14 protein-coding genes are annotated in these 15028 nt (G+C 72.5%); 8 read left to right on the forward strand and 6 right to left on the reverse strand.

The window, feature by feature from the left end:
* Positions 1-103 precede the first annotated feature (103 nt).
* Positions 104-1711: a HEAT repeat domain-containing protein gene (locus LXT23_RS24900; RefSeq protein ID WP_253982776.1), complete on the forward strand. Its 1608-nt coding sequence runs from the start codon at positions 104-106 to the stop codon at positions 1709-1711.
* Positions 1712-1733: 22 nt separating this feature from the next.
* Here the strand turns inward: LXT23_RS24900 and LXT23_RS24905 are convergent, their stop codons facing one another.
* Complete coding sequence (locus tag LXT23_RS24905; protein WP_253982777.1) at positions 1734-2645, reverse strand: GGDEF domain-containing protein; 912 nt, start codon at positions 2643-2645, stop codon at positions 1734-1736.
* Between the two features lie 70 nt (positions 2646-2715).
* A complete protein-coding gene (locus LXT23_RS24910; RefSeq protein ID WP_253982778.1) occupies positions 2716-3777 on the reverse strand; it encodes an asparaginase in 1062 nt (353 codons plus the stop codon).
* A gap of 74 nt (positions 3778-3851) precedes the next feature.
* Here LXT23_RS24910 and LXT23_RS24915 point away from each other — a divergent pair, with 74 nt between their 5' ends.
* Genes LXT23_RS24915 through truD form a run of 3 tightly spaced genes read left to right on the forward strand, consistent with a single transcriptional unit; the run spans position 3852 to position 7263 of the window.
* Entirely contained in the window at positions 3852-4871 is a 1020-nt protein-coding gene (locus LXT23_RS24915; RefSeq protein WP_323379082.1) for a DsbA family protein, read from the forward strand.
* Positions 4872-4879: 8 nt separating this feature from the next.
* Positions 4880-6232: a DUF4388 domain-containing protein gene (locus tag LXT23_RS24920; protein WP_253982780.1), complete on the forward strand. Its 1353-nt coding sequence runs from the start codon at positions 4880-4882 to the stop codon at positions 6230-6232.
* Positions 6229-7263 (forward strand): tRNA pseudouridine(13) synthase TruD, encoded by a 1035-nt coding sequence (gene truD, locus LXT23_RS24925; protein ID WP_253982781.1) that lies wholly within the window; start codon positions 6229-6231, stop codon positions 7261-7263. The genes LXT23_RS24920 and truD overlap by 4 nt, the downstream gene beginning before the upstream one ends.
* 89 nt (positions 7264-7352) lie before the next feature.
* Here the strand turns inward: truD and LXT23_RS24930 are convergent, their stop codons facing one another.
* Together LXT23_RS24930 and LXT23_RS24935 are read right to left on the reverse strand one after the other, a co-directional pair.
* A complete protein-coding gene (locus LXT23_RS24930) occupies positions 7353-8774 on the reverse strand; it encodes an OmpA family protein (protein WP_253982782.1) in 1422 nt (473 codons plus the stop codon).
* A 17-nt stretch (positions 8775-8791) separates the two neighbouring features.
* On the reverse strand, positions 8792-9142 hold the full coding sequence (locus tag LXT23_RS24935) for a DUF4398 domain-containing protein (protein WP_253982783.1): 351 nt from the start codon (positions 9140-9142) through the stop codon (positions 8792-8794).
* 151 nt (positions 9143-9293) lie between these two features.
* On the opposite strand from LXT23_RS24935, the gene LXT23_RS24940 reads away from it, so the two are divergent.
* Both LXT23_RS24940 and LXT23_RS24945 read left to right on the forward strand, forming a co-directional pair.
* Positions 9294-10277 carry a HEAT repeat domain-containing protein gene (locus LXT23_RS24940; protein ID WP_253982784.1) on the forward strand — a complete coding sequence of 328 codons (984 nt, stop codon included), beginning with the start codon at positions 9294-9296 and terminating at the stop codon, positions 10275-10277.
* A complete protein-coding gene (locus tag LXT23_RS24945) occupies positions 10274-11257 on the forward strand; it encodes an N-acetylmuramoyl-L-alanine amidase-like domain-containing protein (RefSeq protein ID WP_253982785.1) in 984 nt (327 codons plus the stop codon). Before LXT23_RS24940 ends, LXT23_RS24945 begins: the two co-directional genes overlap by 4 nt.
* Before the next feature lie 24 nt (positions 11258-11281).
* On the opposite strand, the gene LXT23_RS24950 is transcribed toward LXT23_RS24945, so the two are convergent.
* A complete protein-coding gene (locus LXT23_RS24950; RefSeq protein ID WP_253982786.1) occupies positions 11282-11731 on the reverse strand; it encodes a putative signal transducing protein in 450 nt (149 codons plus the stop codon).
* 84 nt (positions 11732-11815) lie between these two features.
* Positions 11816-12202: a response regulator gene (locus tag LXT23_RS24955; RefSeq protein WP_253982787.1), complete on the reverse strand. Its 387-nt coding sequence runs from the start codon at positions 12200-12202 to the stop codon at positions 11816-11818.
* Positions 12203-12351: 149 nt separating this feature from the next.
* On the opposite strand from LXT23_RS24955, the gene hpf reads away from it, so the two are divergent.
* Entirely contained in the window at positions 12352-12711 is a 360-nt protein-coding gene (gene hpf, locus LXT23_RS24960; protein ID WP_253982788.1) for a ribosome hibernation-promoting factor, HPF/YfiA family, read from the forward strand.
* A gap of 144 nt (positions 12712-12855) precedes the next feature.
* Positions 12856-14853: an MXAN_5187 family protein gene (locus LXT23_RS24965; protein ID WP_253982789.1), complete on the forward strand. Its 1998-nt coding sequence runs from the start codon at positions 12856-12858 to the stop codon at positions 14851-14853.
* The last annotated feature ends 175 nt before the right edge of the window (positions 14854-15028 follow it).

Here is a 15028-nt window from a genome sequence, read left to right on the forward strand (position 1 = left end):
GTGGGTGTGAATCGTAAGGGGCAGCGGGTATGTCCCAGCGCCCGGGAAAACGCAAGGGCGCAGGACGAAAACGCTACTGCCGTTGGACTAGAGTGTCTGCCCTGTGAGCCCTGCCCTCCTCCTGGTGGTGCTCCTGGCGACCGGCCAGCAGGGCGGCACCGGGACGAAGGACTGTTGGATGTCCTGCCAGCGGCATGTGCAGGATTCCGCCACGCGTGCGCGGGCTTGTGCCGCGTGTCTGCCGGCCGGCCGGGTGGATGCCTGGGTGGCGGCCGTGGGCAGCATGCGGCCCGTCCCCCGCGAGCCGCTCGTCTCCGCCCGGAAGGACGCGGACTGGAGGGTGCGGTGGGCCGCGGTGCGGGCGGAGGCTCGCGCTCGCGGCGTCTCCGAGCGCCAGCAGCTGGCGGAGTGGGTGGTGGGGACGCCCTCGGCCTCGGCCTCGGAGCTGACCGCGTGTCTCACCGCCGCCCGAGCTGCCGCGGAGGCGGGCCAGTCCTCGGCGGACTTCCTCAAGGCGGCGGGCCCCCGGGGGCTGGAGGCCGCGGGCCGGGTGTGGGCGCGCCGCAACGCCATCCGCGAGGCGCTGGAGCTGGAGGTGTATGCGGAGGAGCTGTCCGTCCGGGGCGCGGCGCTCGCGCACCTGTCCGGCTTCCTGGGCCGGCGGCCGGCGCGGCTGGTGCTGGAGGCCCTCGAGTCCCGGCCGGAGAGCACGGACACCATCCCGGCCACCGCGCTGAAGGTCGTGGCCGAGCGCAAGCGGACCTCGGTGGGGCGCCTTTTGCTGGAGGAGGCGAAGCCGGCGGACGAGGCCCGCATCAACCGGCTCTTCGCCGTGTACTCGCGCGAGCTGGAGGCGCTGCAGCCGGAGCTGGCGGCGCCCGTCGCGCTCCAGCGCCGCAAGGCGGTGCAGGCCCTGCGGCTGTACGGGCCGCTGGCGCGCAAGGAGCTGGAGCGCGCGCTGGAGGACGCGGACCGGTGGGTGCGCATGGATGCCGCCCGGTGGCTGGCGGAGACGGACGGGCTGACGCTGGGCGCCGCCGCCGAGCGCCGGCTGGAGACGAAGGACGCCGCCGTGGCCCGGCCCTGGCTGGAGGCGATGGTGCGCGAGAAGGGCTGCGCGGCCTTCTTCCTGGGCGTGGCGCGGGACACCCAGCAGCCACCGGCCCTGCGCGGCGACGCGCTGACGTACCTGGCGGAGTGTGACGAGGGCGCCCGCGAGCGCGCCGTCCGGCTCGCGCCCTTGCTCCACGACTCGCAGGCGCTGGTGCGGGCCGGGGCCGTCCGCGCGCTGGGGACACTGTCCTCCCGGCGCACGGAGGTGGCGGAGGCCACCACGCGTGCGCTCGAGGACCCGGCGCCGGAGGTGGTGGCCGCGGCGCTGGAGGTGGTGGCCGGGCAGCGCCAGTCGACGCGCGGGGACGAGGCCGCGGGGTTGCTCGGCTCGGAGCACCCGGCGGTGCGTGCCGCCGCCGCCCGGGCGCTGGAGCACATCGGCCGCCCGCCGCACGTGAAGGAGCTGGCCGTGTGCCTGCGCGAGGACCCGGTGGCCGCCGTGCGCGTGGCCGCCGCGCAGGCGCTGGGCTACATCGGCGGGCCCCACGCCGCCGCCGCCCTGTCCGACGCGGCCACCCGCGACACGGACACCCACGTGCAGCACGTGTCGCGCGAGAGCCTGAAGCGGCTGGGCTTCGGGCCGGGCTCCAGGCTCTAGGAAGAGGGCGGGGAGGGAGGCGTCAGAGGCCGCTGACGGCCTTGGCGTCCACGCGGTTGCGGCCCGCGCGCTTGGCCCGGTACAGGTACTTGTCCGCCGCGGCGATGAGGTCCTCGGGCTGGGAGAAGTCCGAGTCCAGCAGCGTGGCCACGCCCAGGCTGATGGTGACCTTGATGGGCGTGCCGCCGAAGACGAAGTCGGCCTTGTCCACCGCGTACCGGCAGCGCTCGGCGCATGCCAGCGCCTGCTCCTCGGCGGACTCGCGCAGCATCAGCGCGAACTCCTCGCCGCCGTAGCGGGCGAGCAGGTCCTCGGTGCGCACCGTGTCCGCCACGCGCTGGGCGATGCGCGTGAGCACGTAGTCGCCCGCCGGGTGCCCGTACGCGTCGTTGATCTTCTTGAAGTGGTCCACGTCGAACAGCACGAGCGACAGCGGCACCCGGTGGCGCAGGCAGTAGCTGAACTCCTTGCGCACCGTCTCCAGGAAGTACTTCTTGTTGTAGACGCGGGTGAGGCCGTCGCGGGTGGCGGACTCGTAGATGCTGCGCTGGTACTGCTCCTCCAGCGCGTCCTGGATGGAGAACTTGAGGACGGTGTTGGAGCCGATCTGGATCTTGTCGCCGTCGTAGAGCGGCGCGGCGTTGACCTTCAGGCCGTTGAGGTACGTCCCGTTGGTGCTGGCCAGGTCCACCAACTGGAAGCGGCCGTCCCCCAGCGCCACCACCTTGGCGTGCTTGCGGGAGATGCCGTCATCCTCCACCTGGAACTGCGCCTCGGAGCTGCGCCCCAGGACGACTTCCGAGCGGTCCAGCTTGAACATCCGTCCGATGCCCGCCGCGGACTTGGCGCTGATGACGATCAGATACGCGCTCTGCTGCTGGGCGCTGCCCAGCAGGTCCGAAATGGAATGGACGGAAGTTTTCTCCTCGGACATCGCGCTTCCCATCTTACGGGCCGCCTTTTCGCGTCGGCAAGCATGCATCCCTTCTCTTCATGACAGTCCGTCACTCCGCCCGTACCCGGCGCGTGGGCCGGCGGCGTCCGGGGCGGGCAGGGGGGACTGTCGGCCGTCCGACGGTCAGCTCGCCTGCCACCGGGGTCTGGATGAACCGGGCCAGGGCCTCCGGAGAGCGGGGGTGGTACGCCAGCCCCTGCATCAGCTTCACCAGGGCGGCGGAGGGGGTCAGGTCCGCGCCGCCCATGGCCCCTACGGCCAGCGCCTCCGCTCCGGATTCATAGAGGCTCAGGTCCACGCCGTTGCGGTACGCCTGGCTCACCACGACGATGGGGACCCCCCGCTCCCGGGCCTGGAGGAAGAGGGGCTTGAGGGAGCGCCCCAGCTCGGGGTCGATGGGGAAGTTGCCCGCCCCGTAGGCCTCCAGCACCAGGCCGTGGACGTGGGGCAGCAGCTGCAGCGGCAGGGCGGGGTCCAGCCCGGGGAACACCTTCAAGAGGAAGACGCGCGGGTCCAGCTTCTCGAAGAGGCGGAAGGCGCCGCGCGGCTTGAGGCCCGGCTCGAAGGTGGCATCCACGCCCAGCGTGCCCAGCACGGGGCAGTTGGGGCTCTCGAAGGCGTCGTACTCCGCCACCTTCACCTTGCGGGTGCGGTTGCCCCGGTACAGGTGCGAGTCGAAGCAGATGGTGACCTCGCGCGGACCCTGGAGCGCGGACAGCACCGCGTCGATGAGGTTGAGCCGCGCGTCCGAGCGGATTTCGCCCAGCGGCCGCTGCGAGCCCGTCAGCACCACCGGGCAGGGCGGGTTGCGCAACATGAAGGAGAGGGCGCTGGCCGTGTAGGCGAGCGTGTCCGTCCCATGGGTCACCACGGCCCCGTCGAAGTGGGGGAGGCGGTGGTGGAGGTGGGTGGCCATCCGGCTCCACAGCTCCGGCTGCATCTCCGAGGAGTCGAGGTTGCTGAACAGCTCCAGCTCGATGTCGGCGAGCTGGAAGAGCTCCGGCACCCGGGACTTGAGCGTCTTGAAGAAGGCCGAGGGGCGCAGGGCGGACGGGCGACCGCCGGCCATCCCGAGCGTGCCCCCGGTGTGCAGCAGCAGGACTCTGGGCATGATGGGCAAGGGGGCTTCCCTGCCAAGGCTGGCGTTCCTTTACAAGCCCCGCGAGCGTGGCTAAGACCCGCGCCGTGCTCCTTTCCTGCTGGAAGCGTGTCTTTCCCCTGCTGGCGGCCGCCGCCGTCCTGACGGGTCCGGGCTGCAAGAGCCCCGAGGGTGCCACTCCCGCCGGCTCCCAGGCCGCCGGCTCCCAGGCTCCCGCCTCGCCAGCCCCGAAGCCCTCGGCGCCGCCCGCCGCCTCGCCTCCGCCGGCCGCGCCCGCCGCGGCGCCCGCGGACCCGACGGCCGCCATCAGCGGGATTCCGGGCATGGACTTCTCGTCGCTGCCGCCCACGGCGAAGCGCGAGCTGGCCACCGTGATGACGGACGAGTTCTGCTACTGCGGCTGCCCCCACACGCTGGGCGCCTGCCTGAAGCAGCACACCGGCTGCCGCCACGCCAGGCGGATGGCCCGGCTGGCCGCGCGCATGGTGTCCGACGGCAGCCCCGCCACCGAGGTCATCGTCTCGCTGTCCCAGTACTACGCCGCCTTCCGGGACACGCGCGCGCAGTTCAAGGTGGACGAGCGGATGTGCATGGGCTCCGCGAGCGCCCCGGTGACGGTGGTGGAGTTCTCCGACTTCGAGTGCCCCTTCTGCGCCCGGGCCCGCCCGGTGCTGGAGGCCTTCGCGAAGAAGAACGCGCAGCAGGTGCGCTTCTGCTACCTGCCCTTCCCGCTGTCCAACCACGTCAACGCGGTGCCCGCCGCGACGGCGGCGCTGTGGGCCCGGGACCAGGGGAAGTTCTGGGAGATGCACGACGGCCTCTTCGAGCAGCAGGAGAACCTCAAGCCGGAGGCGCTGCCCGCGCTGGCCACGAAGCTGGGGCTGGACGGCAGCAAGCTGGCGGCGGCGCTCAAGTCGGACGCCTACAAGCAGGAGCTGGAGGGCTTCCGCAACCAGGGCCGCGCCGCCGGACTCAGCGGCACGCCCTCCGTGTTCTTCAACGGGCGCCCGGTCGACCTCGGCTTCATCCAGGAAGAGATGCTCACGCACAGCCTGGAGGACGAGCTGGAGTGGCGCACCAACAACAACGCCTGGGGCGCTGACTGACCGCGGGAATGACACCACGCTTCCGCATCGACGGGACGGCGCAGCTCGTCCCCGAGGACCGACAGGCCCCCTCGCCGCTGGCGGGGCGGACGGGGACGTACGCGCTGATGCCGACGGCGCCCGACCTGCTGGTCTTCTCGCGCACCCCGGCGGCGGGGGGCTCCATCCCGGTGCCGCGCGTGGTGCTGTCCGGGGACGCCGGCGGCTTCCCGCTGTCGGACCTCATCGCCTTCCTCAGCCAGTCCCGGTGGAGCGGCGTCATCCGCGTCAGCTCGCCCGGCGGCGAGCGCTCCGTCACCTTCCGCGAGGGCGAGGTGCGTGGCGCCTCGTCCGATGACCCGGCGGACCGGCTGGGCGAGGTGCTGGTGCGCCTGGGCTACGTGGAGCGCCCCCAGGTGGAGACGGTGCTGCGCGAGCACCCGCCGTCCAAGGTGGGCCGCGCGCTGGTGGAGAAGGGGCTCCTGCAGGCGCACGACCTCTTCAAGTGCGTCACCCACCAGGTGAGCGAGATCTTCCACGCCATCGTCCTGTGCCGCGAGGGCAGCTTCTTCCTCGTGGACCAGCCGGTGGACGAGAAGACGGGCCACATCATCCAGCTGTCCACGCAGAGCCTGCTGATGGACAGCATCCGGAAGATCGACGAGATGGCGCACTTCCGGAAGCGCATCCCCCACGGCCGCCTGTACGTGACGCGCAAGCGCCCGTCGGACGGCAAGCTGGAGGAGGACGAGGACCGGGTGCTGGCCCTGCTCGACGGCCGGCGCACCATCCTGGAGCTGGGCCACGCGGCCCGGCTGTCCGAGTTCGACATCACGAAGGTCGTCTTCCGGCTGTTGGAGGGCGGCTTCGCGTCGGTGACGGACAAGCCGCTGATGGTGCCCGGGAGCGCCACCGCGCCCACGCCGCTGCCTCAGGAGAAGGCCCCGGTGGTCGCCGCGGCAGCCCCCGTGGCGCCCAAGCCGCCCGCGCGCGCCGTCCCCGTGGTGGACCCGCGCCCGGTGGCGCGCGTCTTCAACTTCATCTTCCGGGAGATTCGCGACGAGGTGGCCAAGCAGCGCATGGACCGCGAGTTCATTGCCGCGGCCAACGCCGCGCTGACGGGCCAGGCCCTGTCGTCCTCGCCGGTGCTGGAGGGGCTGGCCTTCGCGGCCGACGGCAGCCTGCCGGAGCCCAAGCTCATCGAGGGCTTCGAGCGGCACCGTGCGCAGCTGGGCAGCGAGCCGCTGGCGTCCTTCAAGCAGGCCCTCAGCGACGTGATGTTCTTCCTGCTCTTCCAGGCCGGTGAGCTGCTGGAGTCGCGCGCGGACGAGGACCTGGCCCGGCGCGTGAAGGAACTGCTGGCCACGCTCGAGGCGCCGTGACGGACACCGAGTTGCCGCGGCTGACCGCGGACGTTCCTGGGTGCGGCGGCGCCTTCAAGCTGGTGCCCGACGACTTCGAGGTGGAGGAGGTCCCCGCGTACCTGCCTTCCGGCGAGGGAGAGCACCTCTACCTCTGGCTGGAGAAGCGCGGCCGGGACACCCGCGAGGTGGTGCGGGCGCTGGCCGCGGCGCTGGGCGTGTCCGAGGACGACATCGGCGTGGCGGGGATGAAGGACCGGCAGGCCGTCACCCGGCAGCTGCTCTCCGTGCCCGCGCGCGCCGAGCCGAAGGTGGCCGACTTCGCGCTGGACGGGGTGCGCGTCCTGTGGACGAAGCGGCACGGCAACAAGCTCCGCACCGGGCACCTGCGCGGAAACCGCTTCCGCCTGCGCCTGCGGGACGTGCGCGACGTGGGCGCCGCGCGGGAGACGTTCTCCCGGCTGGTGGAGCGGGGCCTGCCCAACTACTTCGGGGAGCAGCGCTTCGGCCGCGCGGGTGACAACGCGGACCTGGGCCGGCTGCTCGTGCTGGGGCAGCGGCTGCCGAAGCGGCCGGACCGCTTCCAGCGCAAGCTGTACCTGTCCGCCTTCCAGTCCCGCCTGTTCAACCGGGCGCTGGTGGAGCGGCTGCGCGCGGGCACGCTGGCCACCGCGCTGCGCGGGGACGTGCTGCGCAAGGAGGAGACGGGCGGCCTCTTCGTCTGCGAGGCGCCCGAGGTGGACGGCCCGCGCGTGGCCGCCTTCGAGGTGAGCCCGGCGGGGCCGCTGTTCGGCCCGAAGATGCCGGCCTCCGCCGCGGAGGTGGCCGAGGCCGAGGCGCGACTGCTGGTGGCCGAGGGCGTCACCCTGGAGGACTTCAAGCGCGGCGGCGGGGAGACGGAAGGGGGCCGCAGGGCCTACCGCGTCCGCCTGGGCTCGCCGGAGCTGACGCCCGAGCCGGGCGAGGTGGGCACGGACGTGTGGCTCTCCTTCGAGCTGCCCCGGGGCTCCTACGCGACGGAAGTCCTCCACGAGCTGCTGAAGGACGGCTGAAAACGCCAGCGCCTCCGCGGGCTCGAATCCCGGGAGGCGCCGTCTCACGTCAGGGCCCCGGCCATGAGGCCGGGGCGGAGTGACTCACTTCACTGCTCGACGACGTTGAACTCCGTGCGCCGGTTCTGCGCGCGGCCGGCCTTGGTGTTGTTGGGGCCGATGGGCTTCGTCTCGCCGAAGCCCACCGCCTGCATGCGGCCCGGGTCGATGCCACGACGGAGGAGCTGCGCCATGACGGCGTCCGCCCGCTTCTGCGACAGCCGCAGGTTGGCCGCGTCCTTGCCCAGCGAGTCGGTGTGCCCCTCGATGCGGATCTTCTTGATCCACGGGGCATCCCGCAGGGCCTGGGCCACGTCATCGAGGATGGCGAAGCTCTGCTTGCCGACGACCTTCGCCGAGCCGGCACCGAACGTGATCTGCTTCTTGATCTCGATGCGGTCCTTCTTGATGACGACCATCTTGTACTGCTTGGCGCAGCCGCGCTCCTCCTTCACACCGGGCTGGTCCGGGCACGCATCCAGCCGGTCGACGACGCCGTCACCGTCCTGGTCCTTGTCCGCGCAGCCCCCGTTCTCCGCGGGGCCGGCCTCCAGCGGGCACTTGTCCTGACCGTCCGGCATGCCGTCGGCGTCGTTGTCCAGGTCCGGGCAGCCGTCCTCGTCCTGGAAGCCGTCCTTGTCCTCGGGCTCGTCCGGGCACTTGTCCTGCGGGTCGTTCAGCCCGTCGGAGTCCTTGTCGACGATGGGGCAGCCCAGGTTCTGCAGCGGGCCCGACTCGGTGGGGCACTTGTCCGCGCTGTCGACGATGCCGTCGGTGTCGTTGTCCAGCTCGGGGCAGCCGTCCTCGTCCTGGAAGCCGTCCTTGTCCTCGGCCTGGTCGCCGCACTTGTCCTGGCCGTCGAAGATGCCGTCGCCGTCGCGGTCCTTCGGCGCCTCCTGCGGGCAGCCCTGGTTGTCCTGCACGCCGGGGTTGAGCGGGCACTTGTCGTTGCCGTCCAGCACGCCGTCGCTGTCGTTGTCGGGCTCGGGGCAGCCATCCTCGTCCTGGAAGCCGTCCTTGTCCTCGGCCTGGTCGGGGCAGGGGTCGTCCTTGTCCAGGGCGCCGTCCCCGTCGTTGTCCGTCTCCTCGATGCGGACCACGACCTGGGGCGGCTGCGGCTGCTGGGGCTGTTGCGGTTGCCGGGGCTGCTGGGCCTCGGGCCGCTCGCGGACGAGCACCTGGCGCGGTCCGCAGTTCTTGGACAGCTCCAGCGCGCGGTCCACCGCGGTGTCCGCGGTGCGCACGTGGTTGGCGGCGCGGCCGCTGTTGCCCTGGCTCAGCTCGCCCTTGGCGAAGTCGAGGTGGGCCTCGGCGGTGGCCAGCTCCACGGGGGCACAGCGGAGGGCGCCGCTGCGGCGGGCGCGCTCCACGTCCGCGGCGAGCACCTCCGTGTCCGCGCGAATCTTGCTGCCGCTGACACAGGCGAGGGAGAGGAGCAGGGGGAGCAGCGCGACATGGGAGGGACGCTTCATCGGGGAGCGCTCGGGCGTCACGGGTTCGGCCGGTTGCCGGACTCGGTGTCCGGGCTCAGAGCCCGGACACCAGACTCGGGGGTACTGCCTGCAACCGACATGGCCTTCTCGCGGGCCTCGTTGGCGAAGCGGGACGCCTTCACGGCGAAGTCCACGCCCGCCTGATAGTCCGAATAGCCCACCTCCTCGCGTGCCTTGGCCAGATACAGATTGGCGGCGGTCCACTCGAACGGGGCGAGCTTGTCGGCCCCGGCCGTGCGGGCGGCCTGGATCTGCACCTCGGCGTCGAGGATGTTCGCGGTGGACTTCACGGGGCCGCATGCGGCAAGCGCCCCCGACACCGCCACCAGCACCATCAGCTTCTTCATAGGGTGGCGCCTCTAGAGAGGGGAATGACCATCCGGTCGTATCAATCACCCCTTGGGGGGTCAAGAATCGGGCAGACCGTGCCGGCCGGGGGACCGGGCGTGGAGGCGGGACTTTGACGGCTGGCGCCGCGCTTGCCATCGTTCCGCCCCCGTGCGCCCGCCCGTCCGCCCAGCCCTCCTCCTCGCGCTGCTGCTCCCGCTGCTCGCCCTGTCCGCGTCCTCCTCCGCCCAGAAGCGGGGCGAGCGGCGCAACCAGGCCTCGCAGGTCGTGGACGGCGTCGTCGCCGGGGGCGCGGTGCCCGCGGCCATCTCCCGCCTGCGCTACCTGCGCGAGGAGGCCCACGCCGCGGATGCCATCTCCCTCGCGCTGCGCAAGGCGGTGGACGAGCGGGTGCGCCGCAACCTCGTCGCGGTGCTGGCCGCGCTGGAGACGCGCAACGCCGAGGGCACCCTGACGCGCCTGGCGTCCGACGACGACAGCGCGGTGCGCATGTACGCCGCGCAGGGCCTGGCCCGGCTGAAGAGCCGCAACACCCAGGTGCTGCTGCCCCTGCTGACGGACAAGAGCAGCGGGGTGCGCAAGGAGGCGGCGCGGGCCCTGGGCGCGTCCCGCAACCCGAAGATGGGCGGGACGCTGGTGAAGGCGGCGAAGGCGGAGAAGGAACTGGAGGTGCGCGCCGTCATGCTGGCCGCGGTGGGCGACGCCGGGGACGCGAAGCAGGCACCCGCCCTCAAGGAGTTCCTCGCGAGCGACTCGGAGAGCACCCGCTTCGCGGCGGCGCGGGGGCTGTGCCGGCTGGGCTCGCAGGACGGCTTCGCCTTCGCCGGCAAGCTGCTGGGCTCCGAGGACCGCTTCGTGCGCCGGCAGGGGCTGGAGCTGTACGAGGGCGTCGCCGCCAAGAAGGCCGCCCCCGCGCTCAAGCCGCTGCTGGAGGACAAGGACCGCGCCCTGGCCGCCGGGGCCGCGCGCATCCTCTACCAGGGCGGAGAGGCGGCCATGCTGGACTGGCTCGTGCTGGCCTCGTGGAACGCGAAGGCGGACGAGAAGCTCACGTACGAGAAGGAGCTGGAGACGCTCCAGCTGCAGGATGACCGGCGCAAGGCCATCCTCCGCAAGGCGGGTGTCGCCCCATGAAGGCCGCCGTGCTGGCCGCGGCGCTGCTGTCCCAGGCGCCCTCGGCCCCGAAGCCTCCCTCTCCCGCCTCGCAGCCTCCGGTGACGGAGGGGGACGCCCGTCCCGGCGCCGAGGCCGTGCTCGAGTCCCCCGCCGCGTCCGCGCAGGCCGCCACCTCCACCCCCACGCACCCCAACGGCTGGGTGGGCCTGTCCGCGGAGCAGCGCGCCGCGCTGGTGGCCGAGTCCGCCGACGCCCCCCTTCCGGACCGCCTGCTGCGGATGAGCGAGCGCTTCATCAACACGCCCTACGTGCTGTCCCCGCTGGGCGAGGGCGGCGGCGTGGACCCCGACCCGACCTTCCGGCTGGACGCGGTGGACTGCCTCACCTTCGTGGAGCAGTCCCTGGCGCTGGGGCTGGCGCGCTCCGAGGCGGACGTGGGGCCGCTGCTGGACACCCTCCGCTACGCCAGCACGCCCTCCTACGAGGACCGCAACCACCTCATGGAGGCGCAGTGGCTGCCCAACAACATCCGCAAGGGCTTCCTGGCCGACGTCACGCGCCGCTACGGCGGTGAGGACGCGGTGCCCGTCACCAAGACGCTCACCCCGCTCACCTGGCAGTCGCGCTCCTCGGCGGCGCTGGGGCTCCCGAAGGAGCGGCGGCCGGTGGGCACGTACACGCTGAACATGCTCCCGCTGGAGCGGGTGATGGCGCACGCGCGCGCCATCCCCTCCGGCACCATCCTCGTGGTGCTGCGCGAGGACCTGCCGCTGAAGGCCACCCGGGTGACGCACCTGGGCTTCGTGGTGCAGCGCAAGAAGCGCACGTTCCTCCGCCACGCCTCGCGCGGCGGCTACAACCGCGTGGTGGACGAGGACCTGGAGACGTTCCTCGCCCGCAACGCGCGCTATGCGAAGTGGAAGGTGACCGGCGTCAGCCTCTTCGAGGTGCGCCGGCCGGACTCCGATAGCACCGGCGCGGTGGTGCGCTCGCCCTGAGGCGGGGCCCGCCTGCCCGCCTGCTCAGTGGGCGGGCGGAGGGGCGGACGACGTGAGCTCCATCTCCCGCTCCTCCTCCTCGGCGGCGGCGACGGCCTCGTCGGCGGTGGCCTCCTCCTGCACCCGCTCCTGCTCCAGCAGGGGGATGGCGCGGGCGGCCTGGTCCTCGGGCACGAGGATTTCCCACCAGGGCAGCAGGTTGCCCGTGGTGAGCGTGTCCACCAGGCCGGAGCGGCCGGCTCGCACGAGCACGGGGATGTTGGCCTCGGAGAGCAATTCCACGAAGGCCTCCGCGGTGAACGGGTCCTCCGCGCTCGCCGCGCGCACGAAGACGCGCTTGTCCATCTCGTGGGGCAGCGGCAGGCCCCGGGCCCGCATCTCCGCCTCGCTCACGAGGAGTGGATTGCCTGGACAGTCAGCGCAGTCGTTCACGCTGTCCTGATACTCGGAGCCGCACCTGGCGCAGTATTTCATTCCGGTCCCTCCTGCCCGTGTGGTGTCTGGAGGGACATAGTAGGTCCGGCCCCCGCGAGCGGCACCCGCGGCCGGGCGCTTCGTTCAATGGCGAGCTTCATCGGCCGGCCAATGGCGGGCCTCGTCGCCCAGCCGGCCCACCGCGGCGCTGAGCCGCTCCACGTCGATGGGCTTGCGCAGCACCACGTCGCAGTACTCGGCTCCCTGGACCTGTGTGTAGCCGGACACGAGGATGACGCGGGCGCGCGGTTCGCGCTCCTTCACCCGCTGGGCGAGCTCCGTGCCGCAGATGCCCGGCAGGGACTCGTCCGTCACCACCACGTCCGGATGCCAGGTCTCGAAGGCGCGCAGCCCGGCGAGCCCGTCCGGAGCAGTGCTCACGTCGAACTCCGCCTCCAGCAACTCCGCCAGCAGCTCCCGGCTGTCCCCGTCATCCTCCACCAGCAGGACCTTGATTCGCTCGGCGCCCATGTGCCTGGGAAACCCACGTGTCGGCCTGAATCGTTCCTCGCCTCCCTGAAGCGCCCCTCTGCTCGCATGCCGGAGGAGCAGGGGAGCAATGGGGCCCCCTCTCACCGGCGGGCGGAGGGCTGTCCATCTTTGCTCCCGGAGGTGATGCCATGAAGGTGTTGCTGCGTGGAGTGCACCTGGACCTGTCGGACAACATCAGGGCGTACGTCGACGAGCATCTGGTCGCCCATATCGAACGCTTCGCGGACGATGAGGCGGCGGAAATCGACATCTCGCTCGTGGATACCAACGGGCCCAAGGGAGGCGTGGACAAGGAGTGCCGGGTGACGGTGCGGCTGCCCGGCTTCTCCGCGGTGCATGTGACGGAGACGGCCGACTCGCTGTTCCCGGCCATCGACGCATCGCGTGATAGGCTGGAGCGGAGCCTGAAGCGCTCGCTGGAGAAGCGGCGCGACGTCCAGACCAATGGTCTGCCGCAGGATTTGTCGGCCGACGTGCCTACCTACTAGTCGGGATGAGCAGCAGGAGGGGCCCGGTCTTCCAGGTCGTCCACCTGGCGGCCGGGCCTCGTCGTGTCCCCTGCCCGAATCTTGCTGGGGCTGAATGGTGAACGCTATAAGCGGAACCCTTCACCCTCGGGCTAAAGGATGGCGATGGTCCGCCTCAAGTTCCTCGTCTTCGCATTCCTGGTCATCGGACTGGGCCTTGCTCATCTGCCGATGCTGTCGGGACCGCTGCGCGAGCGCGCCGTGGCGGGAGCCGCCACCCAGGCGGGCGCTGGCGCCGCCGAGGTGGCGCGCCGCGTGGACGCACGTCGTGCGCAGGTGCAGTCGTTGACCCTGAAGCTGGCCGCCACGCCGGAGGTCGTCTCCGCGGTGGCCGCGCTGCAGCCGGCCCGCTCGGCCGCGCCGCGCAACCCGCGAGAGCGCGACGAGGACGATTCCGGTCCGCAGCCGCTGACGCCGGAGCGCTTCGCCGCGGTGCGCACCGCCGTGGAGGCCGCGCTGCCCAAGGAGCTCCAGGGCGCGGTGGTGGCGCTGGTGGCGCAGGACGTCCAGTTCCACGCCGTCGCGGGCGGCGAGCCGTCGCAGGACACCGCGAAGCTGGACGTGGCGGCGGTGGCGAAGGCCGGCACGACGGTGGTGGAGGCCCTCGGCGCTCCGCACGCGTTCGCGGCCGTGCCCCTGCTGTCCAACGGCGGGTCGCGCGGGCAGCCGCTGGCGACGCTGGTGCTGGGCGCGCCGCTGGTGGACGCGTCCGTGCTGGAGGCCGCGGTGCAGGCGTCCGGCGCCTCCGCGCTCGCGCTGGTGAAGGGTGACGCGGTGGTGGCCGCCGCCGGCCCGGAGAAGGTGCTGGCGGAGGGCTCGCTGGCCCAGGTGCAGCTCAACGGCAGTCCCGTGGTGCTGCGCAGCGGTCACCTCCAGGCCCTGGGCCCGGTGCTGCTGCCCGTCTTCACGAATGGCGACTTCATGGGCGGCAAGGCGCCGCTGATGGTGGGCTCTCGCCGCGCGCTGGAGGGCACCCCGCTGGAGGTGCTCGCCGTGGCGGACACCGGCGCGGTGCTGGGCGCGCTGGCCGCGTATCAGCAGACCGCGGTGATGGGCCTGGGCGGCCTGCTGGGGCTCACGCTCCTGTGGACGCTGCTGATGGGCTCCGGCCGTCGCGGTGACGAGGTCCAGGGCAACTCCGACACGCTGAGCCTGTCGGCCGCCATGGCCGCCGCGGCGCCCCCCGCGCCGCAGCACGCCTCGGCGCCGCAGCCCGCCGCCCCCCTGGGTGATGCGTTCGCCATGCCTCCGCCGGCCCATGCGCCCGCGGCGGACCCGTTCGCCCTGTCCGCGTCGACGCCCGCGCCCATGGCCGACCCGTTCGCCATGTCCGCGCCGACGCCCGGGCCCATGGCCGACCCGTTCGCCATGTCGCCTCCGGCCCAGTCGCCGATGGGCGACCCGTTCGCGCTGCCGCCTCCCGCGCCGGCGCCCGCGGCGTCCCCGTTCTCAGCGGCGGACCCGTTCGGCTCGGCTGACGCGTTCCCGTTCCCCGCCCCGCCGCCGACGCCCGCTCCGTACACCCCGCCGCCTCCGGCGCCCGCGCCGTTCTCCGCGGCGGCCATGCCCTTCGAGCCCGACCCCGCGTCCTTCGGCGGCGAGCCGCTGGCCCCGGCGTCCCCGCGCCGTGGCGCGTTCGCCTTCGAGGACCAGCCCACGGCGGCGTACTCGCTGCAGCAGGCGGCGGACCCGTTCTCCCTCGCGGCCGCCCAGGCGGTGCCGGAGAACCCGGAGACGACGCGCGTGGCCGCGATTCCGCGCGAGCTGCTCCAGGCCAGCGCCCGTCCGGCCGAGGTCGCCATCCCCATGCCGCCGCCGCGCTCCGTGGCGCCGCCGCCGGCCGCGATTCCGCTGCCCGGCCTGGGCAACTCCGCGGTGGCGCTCTCCGAGGAGCAGCACTTCCAGGAGGTCTTCCGCGAGTTCGTCACCACGCGTGAGCGCTGTGGCGAGGCGGCCGACGGCCTGACATACGACAAGTTCGTGCAGAAGCTGCGCAAGAACAAGGAGCAGCTCGTCCAGAAGTACGCGTGCAAGACGGTGCGCTTCCAGGTCTACGTGAAGGAGGGCAAGGCCGCCCTCAAGGCCACGCCCGTCAAGGATTGACCTGACGCACCCGTGGCGCCCCGAAGGCCCGTGACCTCCTGGCGAGGTCGCGGGCCTTCCTGCTTCGGGCCCGTGCGCCGCCTGCCCACCTGTGAGTCCGGAACTTCGCGGCCTGTCTGGATTTGGTGGAGGGGGAAGCCTGACGGGGTGGAGGAGGACTCCGCCGAGGTGGTAG

This window comes from Pyxidicoccus xibeiensis, assembly GCF_024198175.1.
Lineage (GTDB): Bacteria > Myxococcota > Myxococcia > Myxococcales > Myxococcaceae > Myxococcus > Myxococcus xibeiensis.